Annotated in this window: 18 protein-coding genes and 1 tRNA gene; 10 read left to right on the top strand and 9 right to left on the bottom strand. The window is 62.0% G+C overall.

The genetic code is table 11. The features are described 5' to 3' along the window. The first annotated feature begins 7 nt into the window (after positions 1-7). Positions 8-2,089 carry a M13 family metallopeptidase gene (locus B2R83_RS18460; protein WP_292044101.1) on the top strand — a complete coding sequence of 694 codons (2,082 nt, stop codon included), beginning with the start codon at positions 8-10 and terminating at the stop codon, positions 2,087-2,089. Between the two features lie 90 nt (positions 2,090-2,179). Beyond that, positions 2,180-4,240, top strand: coding sequence for a M13 family metallopeptidase (locus B2R83_RS18455; protein ID WP_292044100.1), 2,061 nt, complete (start codon positions 2,180-2,182; stop codon positions 4,238-4,240). A gap of 107 nt (positions 4,241-4,347) precedes the next feature. Here the strand turns inward: B2R83_RS18455 and B2R83_RS18450 are convergent, their stop codons facing one another. Then, complete coding sequence (locus tag B2R83_RS18450) at positions 4,348-6,075, bottom strand: right-handed parallel beta-helix repeat-containing protein (protein ID WP_292044099.1); 1,728 nt, start codon at positions 6,073-6,075, stop codon at positions 4,348-4,350. A 485-nt stretch (positions 6,076-6,560) separates the two neighbouring features. Between B2R83_RS18450 and B2R83_RS18445 the strand changes: the two genes are divergently transcribed. Further along, the gene (locus B2R83_RS18445; RefSeq protein ID WP_292044098.1) at positions 6,561-7,199 is read left to right on the top strand and encodes a PEP-CTERM sorting domain-containing protein; all 639 of its coding nucleotides are present in this window, start codon (positions 6,561-6,563) and stop codon (positions 7,197-7,199) included. A gap of 70 nt (positions 7,200-7,269) precedes the next feature. On the opposite strand, the gene B2R83_RS18440 is transcribed toward B2R83_RS18445, so the two are convergent. Continuing rightward, positions 7,270-8,163: a c-type cytochrome gene (locus tag B2R83_RS18440; protein WP_292044097.1), complete on the bottom strand. Its 894-nt coding sequence runs from the start codon at positions 8,161-8,163 to the stop codon at positions 7,270-7,272. Between the two features lie 170 nt (positions 8,164-8,333). Between B2R83_RS18440 and B2R83_RS18435 the strand changes: the two genes are divergently transcribed. From B2R83_RS18435 to B2R83_RS18405, 7 genes are all read left to right on the top strand, one after another. After that, positions 8,334-8,409: transfer RNA gene (locus tag B2R83_RS18435), tRNA-Arg, on the top strand. A gap of 471 nt (positions 8,410-8,880) precedes the next feature. Continuing rightward, on the top strand, positions 8,881-10,170 hold the full coding sequence (locus B2R83_RS18430; RefSeq protein ID WP_292044096.1) for a nucleotide sugar dehydrogenase: 1,290 nt from the start codon (positions 8,881-8,883) through the stop codon (positions 10,168-10,170). 69 nt (positions 10,171-10,239) lie between these two features. Further along, positions 10,240-11,271, top strand: coding sequence for an SDR family oxidoreductase (locus B2R83_RS18425; RefSeq protein WP_292044095.1), 1,032 nt, complete (start codon positions 10,240-10,242; stop codon positions 11,269-11,271). Positions 11,272-11,316: 45 nt separating this feature from the next. Next, positions 11,317-12,720 (top strand): TIGR03013 family XrtA/PEP-CTERM system glycosyltransferase, encoded by a 1,404-nt coding sequence (locus B2R83_RS18420; RefSeq protein WP_292044094.1) that lies wholly within the window; start codon positions 11,317-11,319, stop codon positions 12,718-12,720. Between the two features lie 81 nt (positions 12,721-12,801). Then, positions 12,802-14,868: an XrtA/PEP-CTERM system histidine kinase PrsK gene (gene prsK, locus B2R83_RS18415; protein WP_292044093.1), complete on the top strand. Its 2,067-nt coding sequence runs from the start codon at positions 12,802-12,804 to the stop codon at positions 14,866-14,868. A gap of 13 nt (positions 14,869-14,881) precedes the next feature. After that, complete coding sequence (gene prsR / locus B2R83_RS18410; protein ID WP_292044092.1) at positions 14,882-16,246, top strand: PEP-CTERM-box response regulator transcription factor; 1,365 nt, start codon at positions 14,882-14,884, stop codon at positions 16,244-16,246. Next, positions 16,243-17,736 (top strand): right-handed parallel beta-helix repeat-containing protein, encoded by a 1,494-nt coding sequence (locus tag B2R83_RS18405; protein ID WP_292044091.1) that lies wholly within the window; start codon positions 16,243-16,245, stop codon positions 17,734-17,736. The genes prsR and B2R83_RS18405 overlap by 4 nt, the downstream gene beginning before the upstream one ends. A 212-nt stretch (positions 17,737-17,948) precedes the next feature. Here B2R83_RS18405 and B2R83_RS18400 read toward each other — a convergent pair whose 3' ends face one another. The 7 genes from B2R83_RS18400 to B2R83_RS18370 all read right to left on the bottom strand — a co-directional run bounded on the left by B2R83_RS18400 (position 17,949) and on the right by B2R83_RS18370 (position 26,401). Next, the gene (locus B2R83_RS18400) at positions 17,949-19,052 is read right to left on the bottom strand and encodes a glycosyltransferase family 4 protein (RefSeq protein WP_292044090.1); all 1,104 of its coding nucleotides are present in this window, start codon (positions 19,050-19,052) and stop codon (positions 17,949-17,951) included. A 313-nt stretch (positions 19,053-19,365) separates the two neighbouring features. Next, positions 19,366-20,196 (bottom strand): hydrolase 1, exosortase A system-associated, encoded by an 831-nt coding sequence (locus tag B2R83_RS18395; RefSeq protein WP_292044089.1) that lies wholly within the window; start codon positions 20,194-20,196, stop codon positions 19,366-19,368. After that, positions 20,186-21,034, bottom strand: a complete 849-nt coding sequence (locus B2R83_RS18390) for a hydrolase 2, exosortase A system-associated (RefSeq protein ID WP_292044088.1) — start codon at positions 21,032-21,034, stop codon at positions 20,186-20,188. Before B2R83_RS18390 ends, B2R83_RS18395 begins: the two co-directional genes overlap by 11 nt. Then, positions 21,031-21,279 carry an acyl carrier protein gene (locus B2R83_RS18385; RefSeq protein ID WP_292044087.1) on the bottom strand — a complete coding sequence of 83 codons (249 nt, stop codon included), beginning with the start codon at positions 21,277-21,279 and terminating at the stop codon, positions 21,031-21,033. Before B2R83_RS18385 ends, B2R83_RS18390 begins: the two co-directional genes overlap by 4 nt. A gap of 26 nt (positions 21,280-21,305) precedes the next feature. Next, positions 21,306-22,766: an oligosaccharide flippase family protein gene (locus B2R83_RS18380; RefSeq protein ID WP_292044086.1), complete on the bottom strand. Its 1,461-nt coding sequence runs from the start codon at positions 22,764-22,766 to the stop codon at positions 21,306-21,308. Between the two features lie 14 nt (positions 22,767-22,780). Continuing rightward, a complete protein-coding gene (locus B2R83_RS18375; RefSeq protein WP_292044085.1) occupies positions 22,781-23,728 on the bottom strand; it encodes a hypothetical protein in 948 nt (315 codons plus the stop codon). Positions 23,729-24,004: 276 nt separating this feature from the next. Next, the gene (locus B2R83_RS18370; protein WP_292044084.1) at positions 24,005-26,401 is read right to left on the bottom strand and encodes a hypothetical protein; all 2,397 of its coding nucleotides are present in this window, start codon (positions 26,399-26,401) and stop codon (positions 24,005-24,007) included. Positions 26,402-26,805 lie beyond the last annotated feature (404 nt).

The following is a 26,805-nucleotide window of genomic DNA, read 5'->3' as shown; positions in this document are numbered from 1 at the left end:
CCATTCCGTGAAGCGTATCCTTCTGAGCACCCTGACGCTGTCCCTGGCGGCAGCCTTTGCCAACGCGGCGGACAAGCCGGCCGGCGCCCCAGCCGCCGCTACCGCAGCAAACGCCAAGGCCGTCGCCGCGCCGATCTCGGGCGTCGACACCCAATACATCGACACCAGCGTGCGCCCGCAGGACGACTTCTTCACCTACCTGAACGGCAAGTGGCTGAAGGAGACCGAGATCCCGAGCGACAAGGCAAGCTGGGGCACCTTCATGAAGCTGCGTGACGACACCAATCCGCAGATTCGGGCCATCATCGAGGCCGCACAGGCCGACAAGTCGGCCAAGGCCGGCTCCGAAACCCAGAAGATCGGCGACCTGTACGCCAGCTACATGGATGAAGCGCGCCGCGAAGCCCTGGGCGTCAAGCCCCTGAGCAGCGAGCTGCAGAAGATCCGCACCCTCAAGGACAAGAAGGGCCTGCCGAACCTGGTCGCCCACCTGTCGAAGATCGGCGTGTCGACCCCGTACGGCATCTACGTCAGCCAGGACATGCGCAACTCGACCGAACACGTCGTGTACATCTCGCAGAGCGGCCTGGGTATGCCGGACCGCGACTACTACCTGAAGCAGGACGACGCCAAGCTGGCGGAAGTGCGCACCAAGTACCTGGCGCACGTCGAGAAGACCCTGGCGCTGGCCGGTGAAAAGGATGCCGCGGCCCAGGCCAAGGCGATCGTCGACTTCGAGACTGAGCTGGCCAAGGTGCAGTGGACCCGCGTCGAGAACCGCGACCCGGTCAAGCGCTACAACAAGATGAGCGTGGCCGAGCTGGGCAAGCTGGCCCCGGGCTACGATTGGAAGGCGGCGCTGGGCGCGGCGGGCATCGGCAACAAGGTCGACACCATCATCGTCAACCAGCCGAGCTATTTCCAGGGCCTGAACGAGGTGCTGGCCAAGACCGAACTGTCGACCCTGAAGTCCTACTTCGAATGGCAGCTGCTGCGTGAATTCTCGCCGCTGCTGTCGAAAGCCTTCGTGGAGCAGAGCTTCTCCTTCTACGGCACCGCGCTGAGCGGCGTGGCGGAACAGGCGCCGCTGTGGAAGCGCGGCGTGGGCGCGGTGGAAAGCGCGCTGGGCGAGGCGGTCGGCAAGCTGTACGTGAAGGAGCACTTCCCGGCCGAGCGCAAGGCGCGCATGGAAGAACTGGTGAAGAACCTGATCGTCGCCTACGGCCAGTCGATCGACAACCTCGAGTGGATGAGCCCGGACACCAAGAAGGAAGCCCGCGCCAAGCTGGCCAAGTTCACCCCGAAGATCGGCTATCCGGACAAGTGGCGCGACTACTCGAAGCTCACCATCAAGCGTGACGACCTGGTCGGCAACGCGATGCGCACCGCGACCTTCCGCTACAACTACCAGCTGAACAAGCTGGGCAAGCCGGTCGACCGCACCGAATGGGGCATGACGCCGCAGACCGTGAACGCCTACTACCGCAGCACGACCAACGAGATCGTGTTCCCGGCCGCGATCCTGCAGCCGCCGTTCTTCGACATGCGCGCGGACGACGCGGTCAACTACGGCGCGATCGGCGCCGTGATCGGCCACGAGATCGGCCACGGCTTCGACGACAAGGGCAGCCAGTCGGACGGCGACGGCAACCTGCGCAACTGGTGGACCGAGTCGGACCGCGCCGCCTTCAAGGCCCGCACCGACAAGCTGGTCAAGCAGTTCAACGGCTTCTCGCCGCTGCCGGGCTATAACGTCAACGGCGAACTGACCCTGGGCGAGAACATCGGCGACAACGCCGGCCTGTCGATCGCCTACAAGGCCTACAAGCTGTCGCTGCACGGCAAGCCGGCCCCGGTCATCGATGGCCTGACCGGCGACCAGCGCTTCTTCATGGGCTTCGGCCAGGTGTGGCGTTCGAAGATGCGCGAAGCGCAGCAGATCAACCAGGTCAAGACCGACCCGCACTCGCCGGGCCAGTTCCGCGCCAACGGCACCGTGATGAACATGCCTGAGTTCTACGAGGCCTTCAACGTCAAACCGGGCGACAAGATGTACCTGGCGCCGCAGGACCGCGTGATCATCTGGTAAGCGGCAGGGAGTAACACAGGACGGGTCGGCGCAAGCCGGCCCGTTTGTCCATCCACGACAACGACAACAAAACAGACACGGAGAGAAAGAATGAAACGACACATCCTGAGCGCCGCGGCGCTCGTTTTAGTGGCTTCGATGGCGCAGGCAGAATCGGCCAAGAGCGCTGCCGGCAACACCAAGGCCAAGACCCTGTCGACCGGCATCGCGCTCGAATACGTCGAGCCGACCGTGCGCGCGCAGGACGACTTCTTCCAGCACCTGAACGGCAAGTGGCTGAAAACCGTCGAGATCCCGGCCGACAAGTCGAGCTGGGGCGCCTTCTACAAGCTGCACGACGACACCCAGCCACAGCTGCGCGCCATCATCGAGAAGTCGGCCGCAAGCAAGGGCGCGCCAGCGGGCTCGGAAGTGCAGCTGATCGGCGACTTCTTCGCCAGCTACATGGACGAAGCGCGCCTGGAGCAGCTGGGCATCGCCCCGCTCAAGGGCGAGCTGGCCAACATCGCCGCGATCAAGGACAAGGCCGAATTGCCGGCCATCTTCGCGCGCCTGGGCCGCCTCGGCGTCAACGTGCCCTTCAGCTTCTACATCCACCAGGACGCCAAGGATTCGACCAAATACGTGGCCGACCTGTACCAGGGCGGCCTGGGCATGCCGGACCGCGACTACTACCTGAAGGCGGACGATGCCAAGCTGGCCGACACCCGCGCCAAGTACCAGCAGCACGTCGAGAAGATGCTGGCGCTGTCGGGCGACAAGAACGCAGCCGCGAACGCCAAGGCCATCGTCGACCTGGAAACCGAGCTGGCGCGCGTGCAGTGGACCAAGGTCGAGAACCGCGACCCGGTCAAGACCTATAACAAGGTCGAGCTGGCAAAGCTGGCCGAGCTGGCGCCGGGCTATGACTGGAGCGCCTGGCTGAACGAAGCCGGCATCGGGGGCAAGACCGACTACGTCATCGTCAGCCAGCCGAGCTACCTGAAGGGCATGGCCGAGATCGTGAACCGCGTGCCGCTCGAGACCTGGAAGGTCTACCTGCAGCAGCACTTGGTCAACGGCTACGCCAGCTACCTGTCGAAGGCCTTCGTGGACCAGCGTTTCGCCTTCCATGGCACCACCCTCTCGGGCGCGCCGAAGCTGGAGCCGCGCTGGAAGCGCGGCGTGTCGACCGTCGAGGGCGCGCTGGGCGACGCGGTGGGCAAGCTGTACGTGAAGGAGCACTTCCCGGCCGAGCGCAAGGTGCGCATGGAAGCCCTGGTGAAGAACCTGCTGGAAGCCTACCGCCAGTCGATCGACACCCTTGACTGGATGAGCCCCGCCACCAAGAAGGAAGCCCAGGCCAAGCTGGCCAAGTTCAACCCGAAGATCGGCTATCCGAACAAGTGGAAGGAGTACGCGGCGCTCACCGTCAAGCGCGACGACCTGGTCGGCAACGTGATGCGTTCGCGCGAAGTGGAGTACAACCGCGAGCTGAACAAGCTGGGCAAGCCGATCGATCGCGACGAATGGATGATGACACCGCAGACCGTCAACGCCTACTACAACCCGGAACTGAACGAGATCGTGTTCCCGGCCGCGATCCTGCAGCCGCCGTTCTTCGACATGGCCGCCGACGACGCGGTGAACTACGGCGCCATCGGCGCCGTGATCGGCCACGAGATCAGCCACGGCTTCGACGACCAGGGGTCGCAGTACGACGGCGACGGCAACATGCGCAACTGGTGGACCGAGGAAGACGGCAAGCGCTTCGCCGAGAAGACCAAGGTGCTGGTGCAGCAGTACGCCTCCTACAGCCCGCTGCCGGGCTACCACGTGAACGGCGAGCTGACCCTGGGCGAGAACATCGGCGACAACTCGGGCCTGGCGATCGCCCACAAGGCCTACAAGCTGTCCCTGAAGGGCAAGAAGGCCCCGGTCATCAACGGCCTGTCGGGCGACCAGCGCTTCTACATGGGCTGGGGCCAGGTGTGGCGCGCGAAGATGCGCGAGCCGGCCCAGATCAACCAGGTCAAGACCGACCCGCACTCGCCGGCGCAGTTCCGCGCCAACGGCACGCTGAAGAACCAGCCGGGCTTCTACGAAGCCTTCGGCGTGAAGGAAGGCGACAAGATGTACCTGGCGCCGAAGGACCGCGTGATCATCTGGTAAGCGCAGGCTGGCACATGGGCGCCGCGTCGCGGCGCCATAAAAAATGCCGTCCGGTGTGAACCGGGCGGCATTTTTCGTTGGCGCGGCGCCTGCGTTCGCCGCCGGGATTACTTCGTCACGCTGGAGTAGCTGCAGGTCTTGGCGGTCGACTTTTTCGGGTCGCCGAACACCGCATTGGTGCACGGGGTCGAGCCAGTGATGACCTTGGTGAAGTAGTAGCCAGGGGCGCCATAGCGTACTTCACGGGTGCCGCTGAACGAGCATACGCCGCCTTCATTCGCACAGAACGTCCAGGTTACGGTGGTCGTGGTCGGGGTGGTCGGGGTGGTCGTGGTCGGCGTCGTTCCGCTGGTCGTGTTCGAATAGCTGCAGGTCTTGGCAGTCGACTTCTTCGGATCGCCGAACACCGCATTGGTGCATGGGGTCGAAGCGGTGACCGTCTTGTAGTTGTAATAGCCCGGGGCCCCGTAGCGAACCTGGCGCGTGCCGGTGAAGGAGCAGGTGCCGCCTTCGTTGGCACAATGGGTCCAGCCATCGGCCGACGGCGTCGGTGCCGGTTCTGGTTCCGGCGCCGGGGCGGGTGCCGGGGCGGGTGCCGGTGCCGGTGCCGGTGCCGGTGCCGTCGTCACCGCAGTCCCGGCTTCGTAGGCGCCGATATCCAGGCTACCTGCCGGACGGGTTTCGGAAGCTGCCACATGGCGGTATTGCCCGGCCGGCTTCAGGGACACGCCGGCAGCACTATTGCCCGGATCCGAGCCTGCATCGATGACCAGTCCGGCCGATGTCGGACGCAAGTCGTAGGCTGCACGGTTGACGAATGCAGGTGCGAGAGAAGCATAGTTGGTCTTCTTGATGGCGCTGGCCTGGGACGACATCGTGCCGACGCCGCCGAAGATATTATTCTGGATCAGGGCCGGCTTGGTCACCCCGCTACCGATCATGATGAAGGTGCCGCGCGAGCTGTCTTCATTCAAGAAGGTATTGTTGATGACGTACAGGTCCTGAGTCGGGTTACTCGCACCTTCTTCGCCAAAGGTCAGCATAGCTGGATTGTTGTGGCTGGCCGGCTGCTGGATGATGTTGCCGATGACATAGGCGGTACCGGCGTTCGGCAGGTTGACCTCGTAGCTTGGTTTGCGCGAACCATCCTGGCCCGCTGGCGTGCTCGAGAAGCGGTTATAGGCGATCGTGTTAATGCGCGCGCGCGACTTCAGGTTGTGGCCGACGTGTGCATCATGCGAGTAGTTGTAGCGGAAGGTCAGACTGCCGACGTTGCCGATGTACAGGTTGTGGGTATAGCCGGTGCCATAGCCATTGCGCGCAAATTCCGAATACTCGACAAGGATGTTGCTGCTGGTATTCGCGCCGGTCAGGATCCCGTTCTCGTTGTCGTGCAGATAGGAATTGCGCAGCGTGAAGTTAGTGCCTTCGAGGCGCAATGCAGCGCCATTCTGGTCGGGCACCTTGGCGCCGTACATCTCGACGTTCTCGATCACGACGTTGTTGCCGCTGACGACCCAGATGCCTTTGCCCATGGCATTCTTGCCCGCAGCATCGATTTTTGGACGGCCGTTGACGCCGCGGATGGTCAAGTTGCTGACGCTGATACCGCACACGTCGCCGCTATAGGTAGCATTGCCTGTGATTTCAACGATATCGCCGCTTTTAGCGGCAGCAAACGCCTGGCAAGGGCGAGCATATGTTTTCCCTGCGCCGACGGAGAGGGTAGCAGCCGACACCGGCGCCACGGCGGCAGCGCATGCCAACGCGAGTGCGGTTCGGGTGAAGGTAAGGCGGAGTTGACGCATAAAATCCTCTAGTCTTTTGGCTAACATTTGTGTCTGTAGGAAATTTCTTAGCGACACATTTGTTCCAGAGTATATGATGCGAACAGGAAAATGCGTAACCAATTGTAAGAAAAATCGTCTGTACACAACACTTTCCTAGGGAAATCGGTTCTCGCAGGAATTTCCATTGCCTATAAATGTGTTGTGATCGTGCTGCAATTTGCTGGCATCTTTCCTGTTTTTTGGCAAATTTGATTGCCATAGTCGGAGCGCATGCCTTCTGGCCTTGCTGTAAAGCTGACAAACAGTTTCGATACATTGGGAAACATTACTTAGCGCTTAGCAGGTTGACACAAACTTGAAGTTATGTTTATACATTTATAATTATGTTTAATTTGCAATAAGTGTCGGGGTTTTTTACAGAATAGGCAGCGTACGAATGGAAGAGCAGGAAGCCTTTTGATTTATCGCGCTTTTTCTCGGCAGGCATGTTGTTTGCTTTGCATCCTCCAAAGCTAACAACGGGAGGGGCAATGAAAAACTACTGGCAGAATCTTGCTTTTATGCTCATGTTTTTGGCAAACCTGGCGGCACCGGCCAGTGCGGCACCGATCGTTGCAAGTGACACGACGTATTCCGTTTACGTCGGCGGGACGGAAAGCGGTAATGATGTCGCGGGTATCTTCCGTTTCGATGGCAGGCCGGAAGCCATCCCGCGTGCGGGCGGCTTCCTGGTTGTGAACGAAACCGAAACCGAGGTGGATTCAACGCGCAGCCTGATCATCATTACGCTGTCTGCCGACCGTGATCTGTTCCCCGCGATCGACGACGTGGCGCTGCTCGGCATCGGCATTTTCAATGACGGCCTCGACCTGCTGATGCCGGTCCGGCTCGTCGACGCCCGCATCAGCTTTCTCCAGCCGGGCGGCAACTTGGTCGACAATACCGAGAACCTGGTTTCCCAGGTTAGCCAGCCCAACCCATGGGACGGCTTTTTCCCCAACGACTTTGAACTGGTCGGTATCGAAGGAATCGGTGGCAAGAACGTACAGACGATCTCGTTCCAGTTCCTGGTCAGCACCGAGCTCGACGTACCGGAGCCGGGCATCGTGCTGCTGAGCGGAATCGGCCTGCTGGCATTGGTCGCCGCACGTAGGCGCAAGCGCGCGTAAAAAAAGCATGTCGGCCAGCAGGCGCGACATGCCTCATGCAACAAGGGCGGCTCGTGCCGCCTTGTTTGTTTTATTTGACGGCAGCGACCATGTAGTCGACGGCAGCCTTGACGTCGGCATCGCTGACGGCGGCGCCGCCTTTCGGCGGCATGACGCCGGCTTTCCCCTGGAAACCCTTGATGGCGTGTTCGTACAGGACAGGATTGCCCTGCGCCACGCGTGCCGTCCATGCCGCCTTGTCGCCCAGCTTGGGAGCACCGGCGATGCCGGCGCCATGGCAGGCGATGCAGGCCGTATTGAAGACGTTCTTGCCGGCGTCGGCGCTGGCGACTGCCGGCGCGGCCGCCGCAGGTGCTGCCGCAGGCGCCGCAGCAGCGGCCGGTGCGGCCGGCGGGGTGGCCGCTTCTGCAGCCGGTGCGGCTGCGGTGGCCGTGGCGGCCGGTGCGGCGGCAGGGGCGGGGACCGCAGGTTCCTTGAAGCTGGCGCCACTCTTGTTGGTCATGAAGACGACGGCGCGCGCGACTTCGACATCGTCGAGGTCCGGATTGCCGCCCTTGGCAGGCATGGCGCGGATGCCTTCGATCGCGTGTTTCACCAGGGTGTCGTAACCCTGGCCGAGACGTGCGGACCAGGAGCCGGTGTCACCGGTCTTGGGAGCGCCCGCGGCGCCGCTGTCGTGGCAGGCGGCGCAGACGGCGGCATACACGGCAGCGCCGGCCTGGAGCACCCGCGGGGCGTTGGCATCCACCAGGGTGAAGCCTGCATCGGCCAGTGGGCGGATACGGCTTTCGACTGCGCCGCTGGCCTGGCTGTCGGTGCCGGCGCCGGTCAGGCGGTCGCTGGTGGCAAAGACGACGAGTAGGATGATACCAATGACAATGACCAGGAAGAATCCTGTTACGGCGGCGACGAGCTGCTTGGGCGTACGGATCAGGGATTGATGTTCGTTGTGTGCGTCGCTCATGATTTCCTTAATTCAATAAAAAAACCTGCTACCGCGGCATCTCGTGCCTTTTTTGAAATGCCCTCAAGCAGCTGATTATAGACGTAAAGCTGCCAAAATGTAACGAAATTCGCTTGCCCGCCATGGACGGGAGGGCCGAAAGACTGTATTCTTCGGACACTTCACTCTACGCGGCTGTAGCTCAGTGGATAGAGTATTGGCCTCCGAAGCCAAGGGTCGTGGGTTCGATCCCCGCCAGCCGCGCCACTCCCTCAGAAATTCCCAGGACCGATCAGGTCACCCGTGGATTGCTCGTACCTGAGCGCCACGCATTCATCTTTTTTTCTCAGTGCGCTTGCATCGCCTGAAACTTGCAAGTCGTTCATTCATTCGTCCCGTTTTCCCTGCGTGATGGCAAATTTTCTATTGCAATTACGCAACACATTCCTGCCCGGTTGCTTGTAGTGCCCCCGTAAAAGGGGTGCGCACGTTACTGATGAGCACGAGTCATTTATTTTTAAAATGCTAAAATTTCTTGCCAGTTTTGCAGTTGGAGGAGTCACGCCTTGCTCCATGACGGAGTAGGTGCCTTGCACTGTAGAAATAGTGGCAACACGCCGGCACGGGATACCTTATCAAGATGTTGTTAATTGGGAGAAAAGTTTAGATACCGTTGAGAAGCTTCTTGTTTCCGTGCTATATTTGTTAAAAAAATTGCAAAAATTGGAGCGAAGCCCAATGAAAGCAGATCAGATCGTCGCAGTGGTGGGCTTGGGGTATGTCGGCCTTCCTTTAGCAGTTGAGTTCGGTAAGAAGTTCAGGACAATCGGTTTCGATTTGTCGGCCGCGAAGATCGAGCACTACAAGCAGTTTCGCGACCCGACGGGTGAAGTCTCATCGGAGGAATTAAGGGCAGCCGAATGGCTGGACGTGACCACCGACCCGGCAGCCCTGGCGGCTGCGGATTACATCATCGTGGCGGTGCCGACCCCGGTCGACATTGCCCACAACCCGGATTTCACTCCGCTCCGGGGTGCCAGCCAGTCGGTGGGCAAGCACATGAAGCGCGGTGCGATCGTCGTGTACGAATCGACGGTGTATCCGGGAGCGACCGAAGAGGTCTGCATCCCGATCCTCGAAGAATGGTCGGGGATGAAATGGAAGCAGGATTTCCATGTCGGTTTTTCGCCTGAGCGCATCAATCCGGGCGACAAGGAACACACCCTGACGACGATCCTCAAGGTCGTCTCGGGAGATGACGAAGAGACGCTCGACAAGGTCGCCAAGCTATATGAGGCGGTAGTCAGGGCGGGCGTCCACCGCGCCTCCAGCATCAAGGTGGCGGAAGCGGCGAAGGTCATCGAGAACACACAGCGCGACCTGAACATCGCGTTGATGAATGAACTGGCAATTATTTTTGACAAGATCGGCATCGATACGCTCGAGGTGCTGCAGGCGGCCGGGACGAAGTGGAACTTCCTTCCTTTCCGTCCAGGTCTGGTCGGCGGGCACTGCATCGGTGTCGATCCGTACTACCTGACGCACAAGGCGGAAATGATCGGCTACCACCCGCAGGTGATCCTGGCGGGACGGCGGATCAACGACGGGATGGCGAAGTTCGTGGCGGAGAAAACCGTCAAGTCCCTGATCGCGGCCGGTTTCCACGTCAAGGGTTCGAAGGTGAACGTGCTGGGCCTGACCTTCAAGGAAGATTGCCCGGACCTGCGCAACTCGAAGGTGGCCGACATCGTCCACGAACTCGAGTCCTACGGGGTCGACGTGCACGTCTACGACCCGGTCGCGGAGCCGGACGAAGCCGAGCACGAGTACGGGATCAGGCTGGAAGACTGGGACAGCCTGCCGCCGGCCGATGCGGTGGTGGCGGCGGTTCCGCACCAGGATCTGCTGTCGCGTCCGGCAGACGAACTGATGTCGAAACTGAATGACGGTGGCCTGTTCATCGACGTGAAATCGAAGTTTGATCGAGATGCAATCAGCCGGGCTGGCATCTCGGTGTGGCGGCTGTAAATCCGGGTTCCCCCGGGGGCGTCGCAAGGCGCAACCGGGGTAAGTATTCACTAAGAAAGTATTGGATCTGTGAACAAGTTTCAAGATGTCAGGCAGCACCTGCTCCAGCACCAGTACCAATGGGTGGTGACGGGCGCGGCCGGCTTTATCGGCTCCCACCTGGTCGAGGCCCTGCTCGGGCTGGGCCAGCGTGTGACCGGGCTCGACAATTTTGCGACGGGCCACCGGCGCAACCTGGAAGGGGTGCGCGAGCTCGTCGGCCCTGCCGCATGGAACAATTTCAGCTTCACCGAAGGCGATATCTGTGACCCGGACACCTGCGCGGCCGTGCTGCGCGGCGCCGATTTCGTCCTGCACCAGGCTGCGCTCGGCTCGGTGCCGCGCTCGGTGGCCAACCCGGCCCGCAGCAATGCCACCAATGTCACCGGTTTCCTGAACATGCTGATCGCGGCGCGCGACGCCGGCGTGCGCCGCTTCGTCTACGCCGCCTCCAGCTCGACCTATGGCGACCATCCCGCCCTGCCGAAGACCGAGGACGTCATCGGCAAGCCGCTGTCTCCGTATGCGGTCACCAAGTACGTGAACGAACTGTATGCGGGCGTGTTCGCCAGCACCTATGGCACCCAGTCGATCGGACTGCGCTATTTCAATGTGTTCGGCCCGCGCCAGGACCCCCATGGCGCCTACGCGGCCGTGATTCCCCAATGGGTGGCTGCCCTGATCGGCAACCGCCCCGTCAAGATCAATGGTGACGGCGAGACCAGCCGTGACTTCTGCTACGTCGACAATGTTGTGCAGGCGAACCTGCTGGCCGCGCTGGCCGGGGACGAGGCCGCCAACCAGGTCTACAACGTGGCGCTGAACGAGCGTACCAGCCTGAACCAGCTGTACGCGATGCTGCGCGAATTGCTGGCCCCGCGCTTTCCACATGTGGCCGCCCACCGTCCCGAGCATGGGGAGTTCCGTCCGGGCGACGTGCGCCATTCCCAGGCCGACATCTCGAAGGCTGCGGCGCTGCTGGGTTATGCACCTGCCTGGCGCATCCGCGAAGGGCTGGAGCGTGCGCTCGACTGGTATGCCGGGCATCTGGAACAAGTATGAATCGTCTTCTGCAAGCAGTTAAAAATACGAAATTCGGGGGATACCGTGTTTAAGATCTCTAATCACTACGTGTCGAAGATCGTCTTCGTCTTGCTGTTCATCGAGGCCCTGATCCTGCTGGGCGCGGCCTATGCCGGGGCGTCGCTGCGCTTCCTGGACATGGATGCGCCGATCAGCACACCGCATGTCGAGCACTTCCTGACGTCGGCGATCGCCTTCGCCACCGCCATCATCTTCAGCATGAGCGCGATGGGCATGTACCAGCTCGACGCCGACGAAGGCCTGCGCCATCCCTTCTTCATGAAGCTGATGCCGTCCTTCCTGATGGGCTTCCTGATCCTGACCATCGTGTTCTACGTGGCGCCGGACCTGTCCTTCGGCCGCGGCATCCTGCTGCTGGTGTTCGCGCTGTCGGCGATCGGCATCTTCCTGGCGCGCATGCTGTTCTTCAAGACCTCGGAGCTGCAGCTGCTGAAGTCGCGCATCATGTTCCTCGGCAGCGGCCCGCTGGCCAAGGAATGCAGCGACCTGGCCCAGCGCAAGTCGAACTACCACCGCTACCACATCGCCGGCTACATCCCGATCGCGCACGAGGAAGTGTGCGTGCCCGAGGACGGGCTGCTGAAGGTACGCGACGGCGACTCGCTGCATGCGCTGGCCAAGAAATACAACGTCCAGGAAATCGTGGTCTCGGTCCAGAACCGGCGCGGCGGCTTCCCGATGAAAGAACTGCTCGACTGCAAGCTGCGCGGCCTGCGCGTGACCGACGCCGCCACCTTCTTCGAGCGCGAAACCTGCCAGATCCGGGTCGACTCGCTGCAGCCGAGCTGGCTGATCTTCGGCGGCGGCTTCGACCAGAGCTTCATCCGCACCTTCATGAAGCGCGGCTTCGACCTGGTCTGCAGCACCATCATCCTGATCATGGCCTTCCCGCTGATGCTGCTGGCGGCGCTGGCGGTCAAGCTGGAAGACCGCGGCCCGGTGTTCTATTCCCAGGAACGGGTGGGCAAGGACGGCAAGACCTTCTTCGTGCACAAGTTCCGCAGCATGCGTGTCGATGCCGAAAAAGGCGGCAAGCCGCAGTGGGCCGCCCAGAACGACCCGCGCGTCACCCGTGTCGGCAACTTTATGCGCAAGACCCGCATCGACGAACTGCCCCAGATCCTGAACGTCTTCAAGGGCGAAATGTCCTTCGTCGGCCCGCGTCCGGAGCGCCCCTACTTCGTCGAGCAGCTGATCGAGGTGGTGCCGTATTACAATGTCCGCCACAGCATCAAGCCAGGCGTGACCGGCTGGGCGCAGGTGCGCTACGGCTACGGCTCCTCGGCCGAGGACGCGCTGCAGAAGCTGCAGTACGACCTCTACTACGTCAAGAACAACAGCCTGTTCCTCGACGTGCTGGTGCTGATCGATACGCTGAAGGTCGTGCTGTTCCGCAGCGGCCGTTGATTTTCCGGTGGCGCCGCGTGGCGCCGCCGCCTTTTCCCGACTTCCCATGCCTTTGACGGCTGTTTTTTTGGGTGGCGCACGTTGACCAGTATTGCTGTCTATAGTTATAGCGTCGCTGCCGCCGCATTTCTCTTGCTGGGCGTGCTGCTGCTGGCCCTGTGGCGCGGCGGCGCCCATGTTACGTCCGTGACGGCCGCCTGCGCGCTCACCGCGCTGTGGGCCGGCGCCGTCGCCTGGGAAGCGTCGCAGGGAACGGCCGTGTCGGTCTGGACCGAGGCCCTCGAGATCGTGCGCAACGGCGCCTGGTCGGCGGTGCTGGTGCTCATGCTCGGGCACTACCGCGATCCGGATGGTTTCCTCGGCCTGCGCCGCCCGGTGCTGCTCGGGATTGCCGCCTACCTGCTGCTGCTGCTGGCCAAGCTCGTGCTGCAACTCGACCTCATGTACAAGACCGATGCCGGCCTGGTGCCGAACGTGATGGCGCGCGTCTGCATGGCGGTGCTGGGCATGCTGCTGGTCGAGCAGGTGTACCGCAACAAGACGGTACAGGAACGCTGGATGGTGAAGTTCGCCTGCCTGGGCATCGGCGCGATGTTCGGCTACGACTTCTATATGTATACCCACGCGATGCTGTTCCACGAGATGAGCCCGGAAGTCTGGGACGCGCGCGGCGTGGTCAATGCCCTGGCGGTGCCCCTGGTCGGCACCGCGGTCAAGCGCAGCAAGTCCATGGTGACCCCGCTGGCGCTGTCGCGGCGCGTGATGTTCCATTCCGCCGCGCTGCTGGGCTCGGCCATCTACCTGCTGGCGATGGGCTCGGCCGGCTATTACCTGAAATTCTTCGGCGGCGACTGGGGCACCCTGATGCAGGTGGTGTTCCTGTGCGGCGCCTTGCTGCTGCTGGCGGGCGTGCTGTTTTCCGGCGCCTTCCGCGCCTGGCTGAAGGTCTTCATCAGCAAGCATTTCTACAGCTACGGCTACGACTACCGCGAAGAATGGATGCGCTTCACCCGTACCCTGTCCGAGCACGGCCCCAACCTGGGCGAGCGCGCCGTCGAGGCGGTCGCGGCCCTGGTGGAAAGCCCGGGCGGGGTGCTGTGGCAGCGCCGCGCCAACGAGATCTACGAACCGGTGGCCTGCTGGGAGGCGACCGCCAGCGACAACGAGCCGGCAAACTCGAACTTCTGCCGCTTCCTGGAAAGCACCCAGTGGGTCATCGACCTGCACGAATACCGGGCGCTGCCCGAGAAATACGGCGACCTGGTGCTGCCGGACTGGCTGGCCGCCATTCCGCGTGCCTGGGTGGTGGTGCCCCTGATCCTGCACGGCAAGCTGTTCGGCTTCGTGGTGCTGCAGGATTCGCGCAGCACGATGGCCCTGAACTGGGAAGTGTTCGACCTGCTGGAGATCGCCGGCAGCCAGGCCGCCAGCTACCTGGCGCTGCAGGATGCCGCCAATGACCTGATGGTGGCGCGCCAGTTCGAATCCTTCAACCGGATGTCGACCTTCGTCGTGCACGACCTGAAGAACCTGGTGTCGCAGTTGTCGCTCATGAACGCGAACGCCGAGAAGCACCGCGACAATCCGGAATTCCAGCGCGACATGCTCGACACCGTGACGCACTCGATCCAGAAGATGAAGATGATGCTGCAAAAGCTCAGCCGCAACGACGCCCCGGTCAAGCCGCTGCCGCTGACGGTCGACCGCGTGGTGCGCCAGGCGATCGCGCTCAAGGACGCCTTCGAGCCGCGCCCGGTGCTGCGGGTCGAGAACGGCGGCCTGCAGGTGCTGGCCGACAGCGAGCGCCTCGAGCGCGTGCTCGGCCATCTGATCCAGAATGCGATCGAGGCCACACCCAAGAGCGGCCGCGTCACCGTCGACATCCGGCGCGCTGACGGCTGCGCGGTGGTCGAGATCGCGGACACCGGCTCGGGCATGAGCGAGGAATTCATCCGCGAACGCCTGTTCAAGCCCTTCGAATCGACCAAGCCGGCCGGGATGGGCATCGGCCTGTTCGAAAGCCGCGAATACATCAACGAGCTGGGCGGCAAGCTGGAACTCGCCAGCGCTCCTGCCGCCGGAACCACATTCACAGTCAGCCTGCCGCTCTACAGCGAGGAAGCCCGCAACGTGGGGCAGGCCGCATGACCCGAGGACTGCCGTGACGCAAAACAAACCGAAACTCCTGATCATCGAAGACGATCCGGGCCTGCAGAAACAGCTGCGCTGGAGCCTGGATGCCTATGACGTGGTCGTCGCCGGCGACCGCGAGGCCGCGCTGGCCCAGATCCGGCGCCACGAACCGGCCGTGGTCACCATGGACCTGGGCCTGCCGCCCGACCCCGACGGCTCGACCGAAGGGCTGGCGACGCTGGAACAGATCCTGGCGCTGGCGCCTGACACCCGCGTCATCGTCCTAACCGGCAACCAGGACCACAGCAATGCGGTCAAGGCGATCGGCATGGGCGCCTACGATTTCCACCAGAAGCCCTGCGAGCCGGATGTGCTGAAGCTGGTGATCGAGCGCGCCTTCTTCCTGTACAACCTGCAGATGGAAAACCGCCGCATGCAGCAGTCGCAGGCCGACTCGCCCATGGCCGGCGTGATCAGCCGCGACGCCGGCATGCTCAAGCTCTGCCGCAACATCGAGAAGGTGGCGCCGACCTCCGCGTCGGTGATGCTGCTGGGCGAATCCGGCACCGGCAAGGAAGTGCTGGCGCGCGCCCTGCATGCGCTGTCGCCGCGCTCGAAGGAACGCTTCATGGCGATCAACTGCGCCGCGATTCCGGAAAACCTGCTCGAGAGCGAACTGTTCGGCTACGAAAAGGGCGCCTTCACCGGCGCCGCCAAGCAGACCAAGGGCAAGGTCGAGCTGGCGCACGGCGGCACCTTCTTCCTCGACGAGGTCGGCGACCTGCCGATGGCCCTGCAGGCCAAGCTGCTGCGCTTCCTGCAGGAGCGCGTGATCGAGCGCATCGGCGGCCACGAGGAAATCCCGGTCGACGTACGCATCGTCTGTGCGACCCACCAGAAACTGAAGGAACTGTGCGCGACCGGGCGCTTCCGCGAAGACTTGTACTACCGCCTGTCCGAGATCGTGGTGACGATCCCGCCGCTGCGCGCGCGCCATGGCGATGCGGCCCTGCTGGCCCACCACTTCAAGAACAAGTTCTGCGCCCAGGAATCGCGCTCGACGCTGCACTTCGCGCCGGATGCGATCGCAGCGATCGAGGGCTACGACTGGCCCGGCAACGTGCGCGAGATGGAGAACTGCATCAAGCGCGCCGTCATCATGGCCGACGGCAATACCATCGTCGCCGACGACCTCGGCCTGCCGGAGGGCGACAAGCCGGCCGACGAACCGCTGAACCTGCGCCAGGTGCGCGACGAGGCCGAGTACATGGCGATCGTCAAGGCGCTGGCGCGGGTCGATGGCAACATCGTCAAGGCCTCCGAAATGCTCGGCATCAGCCGCCCGACCATGTATGACCTGATGAACCGCCACGGCATCAAGAGCGCCGCATGAGGCAGCCGCAGCAGGCTGGGGGGCGTGGCCGCCGCCGTGGCCGCACTGGTCGCCGCCTGGCCCTGGCCGCGGCACTGCTGGTGGCAGGCGGCGTCGTTGCCGCCATCGCCGTCGACAGCGCCGGCATCGCGCCGCGCCAGCTCGCGCCCTACATCGAAAAGCGCACCAGCGGCCACAATGCGGCCATCGTCGCCGCCGGCCAATTCACGGCCGGCACCCTGCAGCGCCTCGACCGCGGGACGCCGGCGGCGCCGGAAGACTCGCAGCTGTCCGGACTGGCGCTGGGCGCCCAGGCCGGGGCGGCGGGCGACGACAAGCGCGCAGGCACGGTGGTCGCTAGTGCCGAAGCCCTGCGCGCCGCGCTGGCGCGCGCGCGCGCGGGCGATGTCATCACTATCGCACCCGGCACCTACCGTCTCACCGGAAGGCTGAACGCCGACCGCCCCGGCGCCCCTGGCGCGCCCATCGTAGTGCGCGCGGCGCTGCCTGGCAGCGTACGGCTCGAATTCGACATGGTTGCTGGTTTCCGCGTCAGCGCGCCGCACTGGCACTTTGAAAACCTGGAGATCCATGGGGTGTGCCAGGACGATGGCGCTTGCGAGCACGCCTTTCACGTGTTTGGCGCGGCCAGCCATTTCGTCGCGCGCAACAACACCATCAGCGACTTCAACGCGCATTTCAAGATTAACGGCCTGCACGGGCGCTTTCCCGACCATGGCCTGATCGAATCAAACACCCTGGACGCGAGCCGGCCACGCCGTACCGCCAACCCGGTGACCCCAATCGACCTGGTCGCGGCCAGCGGCTGGACCATCCGTGCCAACGTGATCAGCGACTTCATCAAGGAGGGCGGCAACGGGATCAGCTACGGCGCCTTTGCCAAGGGCGGCGGCAGCGGCAATGTCTTCGAGCGTAACCTGGTGTGGTGCGAGCGCCGCCTGCGCGGTCTGCCGGGACAGCGGATCGGCTTGTCCTTCGGTGGCGGCGGCACCGGCAAGTCGGTGTGCCGTGACGGGCGCTGCATCACCGAACAGGATGGGGGCCTGCTGCGCGCCAACTTGGTGGTTGGCTGCTCCGACGTCGGCATCTACCTGAACAGCGCGGCGAATACCCGAGTCGAGGACAATACGCTAATCGACACCACCGGCATCGACGTGCGCTTCTCGACCAGCAGCGCGCGCCTGGACGGCAACCTGGTCGACGGGCCTATCCGCAGCCGCGACGACGGCCTGGTGCGCGAGTTCGACAACCGGACCTCGCCCGTGTGGCAGGCCTTCGCCGGCCGCCATCCGGTGCGCAGCCTGTTCGTGGCTCCCGGCGCCGGGGATTTCCGCTGGCGCGGCGAAGCGCCTCTGCGCGAGCGTGCGCGCGAAGACGACGCCGGCATCGCCGACCTGTGCGGCGGCCGCCGCCTGCAGCCGCCAGCCTACGGCGCTTTCGACAGCATCGCCGGCTGCGGTCAGCGCCGAGACGCGGCGGCTGTGCATTGAGGAGCGCCGGCTGAGGAGTGTCGGCTGGGGCCTGTTCCTGCGTAGCTTGAGTTTTGCGAAACCTGGCTACAGGGAACAGATGCGGCACCCATGAATCGTCGGTATTGGCGTGACAGCTTATGCGCACAATACTGACGACGGCTGCCAGTGTCTATTCGTGGCCAGCCTCTGAAAGGCTTGTTCAGTGAACGAAACCGTGCGAAAGCATCGAGTCATTTTCGGGCAGCTTGGCGCAACAAGGTTGCGAAACGCTGGATGTACTGCTCGTATGAAAAGTCTTGCTCAAGCCGCTTGCGTGCGGCAATGCCGAGTGCTTCTCGGGCGCTCAAATCGCCCCACAACGCCGATAATTCCTTGCTCAGCATATTGGCATCCTCCGGATCCACGAAGATTCCGTCTTCCCTATGCGCGAGGAAGTCGGCGGTCATCGCGGTACGCGACACCACCACGGCTTTGCTCATTGCCATCGCCTCGTAAATGGCAGTGATACCACCTGGATAATCCACAGGATTTAGCGGAACGACGACGATGCTTGCCCCCTCGTACAGGTCGCGTAATTCCTTGTAGCTGAGTCGTCCGACAAAGCTGACATGCGAAGCATCCTTCGGTACCGAAAACTTGGCATTGCTCCGCAGTTTCAGCGGTAAACCAGCCAGCCGGCATGCTTCGATCAGTGTCGGGTAATCCCGGCTGGCGTCGTCGCCGACAGCCAGTACGTATCGTCCATCTACATGTTGCCGGGTAGAGCGGAAGAACTCGTCGTCGATCGCAAAGCCAAGTACCTGGGCCGAATTGCGCAGCGCGTACTGCGCTTCAACCTTGCGACGCTGATCCTCGGTGAGGACAAATACATGGTCGACGCGCGGAACAACGAAATCGAGAATCTTGTCGCGTTTGGCCCACCCCCGGCCCGACACTTCCCACAAAACAATGTTGGGTTTGAATCGGAAGATCTTGCGCAACAGCAGGATAAAAAAGACGTTGCTCTCGAAAACCGACACGATGACATCGGCCTTTCGGTCGAACAGCAACACTTTCAATGCACGCAGCAGATCCAGTCCCGCCAGTAGCGAACCCTTTTTAACCAAGGGGTTCCAGGGGAATGCATGAAGATCGCGTTCGCTGGGACGCACGCCATTTTGCTGGAAACCATTTGATTCGCGTAGCGGGTCGGGACCGCCCTCGGTAATAAGCGCCGCCCGCTTGGTCCCCATCCTAACGTTAGGCAAGAAAACAGCGTTGATTGGTCGTTCGAGCGAGATGCTTGGTGGCGCTGGAACGACGTGATCTTTATCGCTCGATGGATTTTCAGGCATCTCGAGTCCTGGTGTATTTGAAATTCCGGTCGCTGCCATTGGAATAAGATTCAGCATTCTAATGGAAAAATTTGGCTAGCCTGTCAACAAGTATTGCATGCCTGGAGGCATTGCGCATGCGACAGGTTGTCACACATGTTCTCCTTGTGAATACCCATCGGTTGCGATGCCTGAACGGATGAATGCCATTCAGGGATGATCGTCGTCGATTTGGGGCAGGTCTCCCGGTAGTTCGGGCGGCGTGCCTAACGCAAGCTCGACTATCAGGCGTGCCGGGTGTTCCGGCCTCCTGTTGCAGCCTAGGTAGCACTGCTTACCAGGAACGGACCCATGTGCTGGTCCAGGCAGACACCTGATCGCGCCAGTCGCGCCGCGAGAAAGTATGATCCGCTCCTTCCAGCTTGTGGCGAGTCACGGATGGTGCGCGCAATAGTTGTGTCCATGCCGGCTTGGCTGCAGCCAGGTCACAAAATTCGCTCCCTGTCAGGTCGGCGCCCGCCGTGATCACCATGATGCGTCCCTTGAAGCTGGAAAGAGCGGCCAGCATGCGCTCCGGCAGCGCCGACCCTGGCGATCCTGGCGCAAGCGCCGCTCGCGCAGTGCCGAGCATCGACCTGAGCGAGCCTGCCAAGTCGAAGCGCCCACTCAGCAGGTGACGCCAGAAACCGCGCTCGCCCAAGCGCTGTCGGTAGTAGTGGCGCAAGGTGGTGCGGGCCAATCCATTGGTTGTACGCACCCACGGATTAAGTAATACCAGGCCGGAGACGCGATGATCCGAGGGCGCATACATAGCTGCCGCCGAAGCACCGTCACACAGACCCCACAACACGACCTCGCGCATGCCAGGTGCGGCCTCGATAAAGGCGTCGATAGCGGCACTCAAGTCCTCGTCGATGTCTTCAAAAGATCGTGCTGCTCCTTCGCTGTCGCCCATGCCGCGATAGTCGAAGCGCATGGCAGGGACGCCGTCCCGTGCCAGGTCGCGCGCCAACAATGTGAATTGGCGGTGGCTGCCCGCGCGGTATTGCGGCCCTCCGACGACGACCAGCACTCCACGGCGGCCGCCGGCCGCCGGCAGGCTTGCCACCCCGTACAGCCAGTCGCCGCCGCATTGGAAAGCCAGTGCGCGTTCGTCAAGCGTCAAAGTAGCCCTCCTGCATCAGCGTTGAAGTTGCAGCAAGCAAGCCAGAGGCCGCGCCGGCGTCGGCTGCCGACCAGAACGATGGATACGCAACTGGATAAACCTGCAGCTGCACATGCGCACGCCAGGCATCCGCAGTGCGGGCCGCGCCTGCCGGCATGGCATGGTCGGGTGCGGTGGCCATCTCGAACCAGTGCACCGGGCAGGGTGGTGCATGGCGCTCGAGAGGCGCCAGTGCGTCGATGGCCTCGGCCAACGCCGGGGTCAGCGTGTAGCCGCCGACTTCGAGCTCCTGGCCGGACTGCAGCGCTGCACGCAGCGCCCGTGTGCTAGTCTGCTCGGAAGCGCTGTCAGCCAGCACCGCATTGAAGGTGCGCAGGCGCAGGAACTGCGTCAGGAAGGCCTTGCCGCTTGTCACCGGCTGCCAAAGAAGCAGCGCGCGCGGTGGATAGGGCGCCGTCTGCACATAGTCGAGCGCCAGCAGGGCGCCAAGGCGCAGGCCCCACAACAAAGGCGGCTGGCCGAAGCGCTCGCCGAGCCAGGTGCAGCAGGCCGCTAGATCGTCCTTCCAGATTTCCCAGCGAGCATCGCTGAAGTCTCCGCTGCTGTCGCCGGTGCCGGTGAGGTCGGGCTGCAGAACGCCATAGCCGAGTGCCGCCATAGCGCGCGCCTGTTGCGCCGCAACGCGGCGGGAACGGTTCATCTCCTCGGCAAAGGGCGGTACGTAGAGAACGGCGCCGCGGCTGCACCCGCGTGGCGGATGGAACAGGCAAAACAGCCGGTAGTCGGCACGCTGCAGAAAGAATGGTTCAGCGTGTGTTTCGTCCGCGGCAAAGCTCATCCGGCGCTCTTTTGTGCAACGAAGCTGGCCAGGCTTCCGAGGGTCTCGAAAGTGCTTGCGCTCAGATCGTCGTCGTCGATCACGATGCCGAAATGGTTTTCGAGTGCCCCGACCAGGCTGACCACCGCCATGGAGTCGAGCTCGGGCAGGCTGCCCAGCAGGGGGGAGTCGGCTTGCAGGCGCTGTCCGGCCTCGCCGAGGCTCAGCACGTCAATCAGAATGTTCTTGGTTTCGTCGAGATACATGTCAGGGTCCTTGTACAGGCTTCGCATTATATATTCGGACGCTGCAGCGGAAGACGGGCACGTGCCATGTTGCCCAGCCGGTGCACCTCGTCCAGCATCGCATGCCTGCTGACGCGCAACAGCACGTACCAGGCGATGGCCAGCACCGGGAACATGATCAGCAGGCGCGCCAGCGGCGCCAGCGTGGATGGCAGCAGCAGCGCCAGCAGTCCCGCGATGACCGTGGTCCCGGCGGTCACGAAGGCGCTGGGAAGCAGGGCGCGCAGCAGGGACATTGTGCCGAAGCCGAAATAGCGCCGTTGCTGCAGCAGCGTGATCGGCGCGGCCGCCAGGGTCGCCAGGCATAGCACCCAGCCGAAGCCGGCCAGGGTGCCGTCGAACAGAACGAGTGCGAAGCCGATCCGCGCCAGCAGTGTCGCCGCCACTGGAGCTGCACTGAGGTAGGGGCGGCCGATGGCGGTGACCGCGATCGGGATGTAGTGGAAGGCCATCACCACGCCCGCGGCGACCGACAGGGGCAGGATAGCGGGCACGCATTCGAGCCAGGCTTCGCCGTACAAGGCAAGCACGATGTCCTTGCCGAGCACGGTGGTCACGGCCAATGCGGTCCAGCCGACCCCGGTCAGCAGCGCGGTGGCGCGGGTCAGCACAGGTTCCAGCGACTCGCCGCGGTGGTGAGCCTGCGCCATATAAGACACGGCGCCATAGCTGACCGTCGAGCCGGCCACATGGGTGAAAATGGTCACCGTCGAGTTGGCGCGGCTGAGCAGGCCGACATGGCGCGCGTTGCCGAGCTTACCCAGCAGCAGGTCGGGGATGGCATTGTTCAGCGCCACCATGGAGCTCGACAGCAGCGAACCCAGGCCGAAATGGGTCACACTGCGCCAGTGGTCGAAGGCCGGCAGCCAGGGCATGTTTTTCGGGCGCAAGGGGATCAGGGCCACGGCGCAGGCGGTGATGTTGATCAGATTGGCGTAGGCCAGGCTCATGCTGCCGTGGCCGAGTTTGGCCAGCACGACGCAGCTGATGCAGAAGCTGAGGGTGCCAATCATGTTGACGATCGCCTGCTTCTCGGCAGCGAGTTCGCGCGTCAGCAGGGCGTTGGTGATGGCGCCGAAAGGGATGAGCAGAAAGCCGATCGACAGTACCTGCATCACTGGAACGATCTCCGGCTCGTTGAACCAGCGTCCGATCGCGCCGCTCGACAGGAACATGGCGATGGCGATCAGCCAGGACGAGGTGAACACCACGCCTGTGGCCGAGCGTATCTTGTCGGGCGTGAGTTCTGGCTCGCGCTGCAGGTAGGTCGACACGCCGAAGTCGCGGAACACGTGCGCCAGGTTGACGAACACGACCGTCATCGAGTAGACGCCGATCTCCGCCGGGCTCAGGATGCGAGCCAGCAGGATGCTTACCACGAAACGCATGAGCGTTGCGCCCGATGATGAGAAAAAATTGATTATCAGCGAACGACGCAAATCTGCCATAACTCTCTACCGCTTCACAGGGCCGTGACGCTGGGCTCCCGGGCTGGCACGCTTCCGATCAGCGTGATGGCGTGACGCGACGTGGCCTCGTACTTGCCGTTAATGAAGCGCATCGAGCCGATGAAGTGGAAAAAGGCGGTGTCGCCGGTCGCGCAATCCGGGGTGCTGTATTTTGGGAATGGCAGGGCCCGGGTACCGGCCGAATTCGCGATCAGGTAGTTCGAAGTCACCTGTTCGGTACCCCAGCGCTTCCAGTCCTCGCCCAGCTTGCCGCCCATCCTGCGAGAATAATCGAGCATCTGTTCGCGCATCGAGGTCGAGCGCGGGAAGCCGGTAAAACCGGAACAGCCGCGGACATACCTGGCATTTGACGGCAGCCCGACATTGACCATCTCGGCTTCGGAGATACTCTGGACGTGCGCGTTGGGGCCCAGCTTCGGCAGTGCATTCACACGCGTCTCAGCCAGCGAGCGGATAGGGGTGTCGGGCATTTCGCCGAGCACGAAGCCATGGCCGGCCCGGATCGCCTCCAGCACTTCCGGGATGGGGCGGACCGTCAGGGTATCGGCGTCGAGCTGTACCACATAGTTTTCGGGAGAGAAGTTCGCGATGGCGAACAGACGCTCCCAGGTGCCGCCGCGCGGAATGTCGGGATGCGTGAATTCGTCGGCATCGCGCAGTTCGATGTGCGCTACGTGCTGCTTCAGCGTTGCGCGGTCGGCAGCTGTCATTGACTGGTCGCACACGACGACGATGCGTTCCGGATTAAGGAAGTGGGTGAAGGACTTCACCGCGACCAGGTAAGAATGCAAGTCACGCTGATGTACCATCGACAGCAGCATGAAGGGCAGCGAACCTGGCTTCAAGGGGGGAGTAGCAAGGATCTGTCGAACGACCTTGTGGTATTTAGCGCGAAAATAGTCCCGCTTGACGCGCTGAATCACCCTGATCAGTAATGACATACTGGCTACCTCCTGTGTCGGTTTCGGCTTGCACTGGGGGACATGCTCGCCATTCAAACTCAATATGAACTTGCTTTTGATTAATTCTTACAAAAGACACATCATTATATGACTTCTTGCCCCGCGCACATTTGAAAAGGAACAACATATATTTCACATAGTTTCCATTGGGAAAGAGCACTTGCTATCCCAGCGGGTGCTGTCATTGGGGGCTAGGACGTCCAAAGAAAAGGGCGCTCAGGAAAACCTGAGCGCCCTCAAGAACCTGCGAAACGCTTACTTACGTGGAATGATCGCGAATTGCGGCGCTGCGTTGTAGTCCGGCTTGACGTTACGGCTCATGAAGATGCTCCACGCCTGTTCGGCGTTCGGAACGCCGGCCCTTGCCGCCATGGCCAGGGCTGGCTGCATGTTCGACGGGTAGCCGAGCGGCGACGACGCATAGCCGCCCATGCGTCCCAGTTCCCAGGTATGGCCGTCGGCGCGCGTCAGCCAGTCCGCCTGCGCCTGGCTGGAGCAGGGCTGGTCGATATAGCGCGTGCCGAGCGGATCGCTAATCCGCTTTCGGTCGTCGTTGGGAATGGTGGTGTCGCTGAAGTTGGCACGGTACAGCTGCTCGAAGCTCGGATACACCGGGGTGCTCATACTGTCTCGGAAACTGAGCCAATACGACGCGCCCTGGATCCAGCAGAAGCCCGGCGCCGTCATGCGGCCGACAGCGTACTTGGCTTTCCACTGCAGGATCGGCAGGGCTTTGGTGAAACCGAGCTCGTTCAGAAAGCCGAAGCTCCACGTGAAATAGTCGTCCTGCCACGGTGCCGAAGCAGTCACGCTGAAGGCTCCCGAGCCGGAGCCGTCATAGGCGCCCAGGTTGTTCGGATTCCCGACGACATAGGTAGCGTGGTAGAAGGCCAGGTTGTTGTCGAGCTGCTGGGTGAAATAGGCTTTCAGCGGATGCAGGTCCGGCGTGATATAGGCAGCATGGCCGAGCGTACGCAGCGACCAGGCCTGGCCGCGCAATTGCTGCCAGCGGACCAGACCCTGGCCATAGCCTGAGTTCCCCGGCGCGGTTTCGAGCGGGTTGCTTGCCGCCCAGAAGTGCAGCTCTTCCAGGAAATAATAGTCACCTGTGACCAGGTAGGGCAGGTAGGCCATGGAAGGCTGATGGGCAGTATCATGCTTGTAGGGCGTCGCGCACAAGGTGCCGTCGTTGTTGGCGCAACGCGGTACCGGCAGCGGACCCTTGTGCGCCAAGTTGCCGTGCGTGCTGAGCTCCTTGTTTGCCGTATTGTCGGTACGCACCGGGTAGCCGGTCTTCTCGTCGCGCAGGTGCATCGACCAGGAGCCAGAGCCTTCCGCCACCGCCAGCATGACGTCTTTGGCGCGCTTGTCCTGCGACAGCAGATACATCACCGAAAAGCTCGGCAGCGGTCCAATGTCGTTCCGGCCGCCTGTCGTGGGCATATAGGCGGTCAGCGGGCCGATCTTCATCGGGCCCACGTTGGTGTCATTCAGCTGGGTGGCGAAGCGGGCCAGTTCCTTTTCGGATGGAATGAGCGATTGGTCGTAGTTCGATACGGCTTGGCTCGCGATCAGGTAGGCGGTGTTGTGCTGGAGGTGGATCGCAGGCGTGCTCGCCGCATCCCACCACGCCGACTGGCGCCAGCGCGAATGGTGGTAATGCGTCAGCCCGGTCTTGGCGTACACCGTCCGGCCGCCGACATCGATCTTAGCGTCATACGTCAGGTTGCGCGCGCCGGCGGTGAAGGTCTTGTCGTTTTCGACGCTGACCGACACCAGGGCCTTCCTGGACAGCGTGTAATACCAGCGTACGTCGAAACGAGCAGTCAGCAGCGGATGGGCGACACCGGCTGCATTCTTCAGCGGCACCGCCATGATCCATTCGTTGGCGACGGTACCCGACAGCCAGGCGACTGGATTCGCAGCGGCCATCGCATCGGCCAGCGAGGCGGTGTACTCGACATTGTCCACAGTAATGCTGATCTTGCTGTCCAGGCCAGCCGATGCAAGCTGCTGCAGGCTGACATTGCTGGCTTCGGAAGCATTCGATTTCACCAGGGTCAGTGTCTGGGTCTGGCCGGTCGCCAGCGAGGGCAGCACACCCGACACGATCACGTGTCGCACCGAGCCGTCGGCGTGGCTCGCCTTGATATCGGCCTGCAGACGGATGACGGTGCCGTCTGCCAGCTTGGCGGCCAGGCCATCGGTACGTGCCATTTCTCCAACGGCGATCACCTGACCGAAAGTGAAGGGGACATTGGACTGGGCCGCAGCAGTATTCTGAATGCGGATGTCGGTGATCGGCGCCCCGACGACGATCGCGGTGGAAGCGCCGGTGGTGACCGGGGTGCCAATCACCGGCGTGATCGGCGCCGGCGTATAACCGGTAGTAACGGTAGCTAGCGAAATCTTGCTTTCTGTGGAAGCGCCTTCCATGTTCTCACCGCCACCACAGGCAGCCAATAAGGCCATTGGCAATAATGCGAACATGATGTGAATACGATAGAAACGAAGCGGCTTGCAATTATGCTTGTTCGCGTTAGCCAGCGTCGGACAAATGGTATTGGAATGCATGATGTGGGAAAAGTGTCCGTCAAAAAAAATTTCCTTGGAGAACTTTACTTTACCCTGATTAATATTCCCTGTGTTCAATAATTAGGCAATTTCCTCAAGAAAACAACAGTAAGTATTCGATCTGCTATGCAATCGCAAAGAAAGCTTCAATATGATTGAGTGTTACATTAAAAACCAGAATGTTTTAAAAGTGGTTTAAATTCAGGTACTTAGATTTATCCATTGGGCGGGTGGCTGCTGGTGGTCGAATAAAAATAAGAGAAAGAATAACTTAGTTGAGCATTTTAAAATCTTATCTAATTTATTTTAATTTTGTTTTCTTGAAAATATTATTCAAGAGATCATTATGTTGTCCTGTTGCGACATCTTCACGGCACTGCCTTTTAGTTAATTTTTTTGTTGCATAAACCCACCAATAGTAACAAAATGTAGTAGAATAGAAATATTCGTTCCATTGTTTGCAACTTCGTACACTGCTCAAG

It is taken from the genome of Massilia sp. UBA6681, assembly GCF_002454935.1.
GTDB lineage: Bacteria > Pseudomonadota > Gammaproteobacteria > Burkholderiales > Burkholderiaceae_D > Telluria > Telluria varians.
Note: the sequence above shows the minus strand (reverse complement) of the source record. Positions and strands in the feature narration are given on the sequence as shown.

Coding starts and splice junctions, on each gene's coding strand:
- B2R83_RS18390 (WP_292044088.1), bottom strand. CDS start 21,034: ATGAGCTTTGCCGCGGACGAAACACACGCTGAACCATTCTTTCTGCAG.
- B2R83_RS18455 (WP_292044100.1), top strand. CDS start 2,180: ATGAAACGACACATCCTGAGCGCCGCGGCGCTCGTTTTAGTGGCTTCG.
- B2R83_RS18375 (WP_292044085.1), bottom strand. CDS start 23,728: ATGTCATTACTGATCAGGGTGATTCAGCGCGTCAAGCGGGACTATTTT.
- B2R83_RS18440 (WP_292044097.1), bottom strand. CDS start 8,163: ATGAGCGACGCACACAACGAACATCAATCCCTGATCCGTACGCCCAAG.
- B2R83_RS18430 (WP_292044096.1), top strand. CDS start 8,881: ATGAAAGCAGATCAGATCGTCGCAGTGGTGGGCTTGGGGTATGTCGGC.
- B2R83_RS18405 (WP_292044091.1), top strand. CDS start 16,243: ATGAGGCAGCCGCAGCAGGCTGGGGGGCGTGGCCGCCGCCGTGGCCGC.
- B2R83_RS18445 (WP_292044098.1), top strand. CDS start 6,561: ATGAAAAACTACTGGCAGAATCTTGCTTTTATGCTCATGTTTTTGGCA.
- B2R83_RS18400 (WP_292044090.1), bottom strand. CDS start 19,052: ATGCCTGAAAATCCATCGAGCGATAAAGATCACGTCGTTCCAGCGCCA.
- B2R83_RS18380 (WP_292044086.1), bottom strand. CDS start 22,766: ATGGCAGATTTGCGTCGTTCGCTGATAATCAATTTTTTCTCATCATCG.
- B2R83_RS18385 (WP_292044087.1), bottom strand. CDS start 21,279: ATGTATCTCGACGAAACCAAGAACATTCTGATTGACGTGCTGAGCCTC.
- B2R83_RS18450 (WP_292044099.1), bottom strand. CDS start 6,075: ATGTTAGCCAAAAGACTAGAGGATTTTATGCGTCAACTCCGCCTTACC.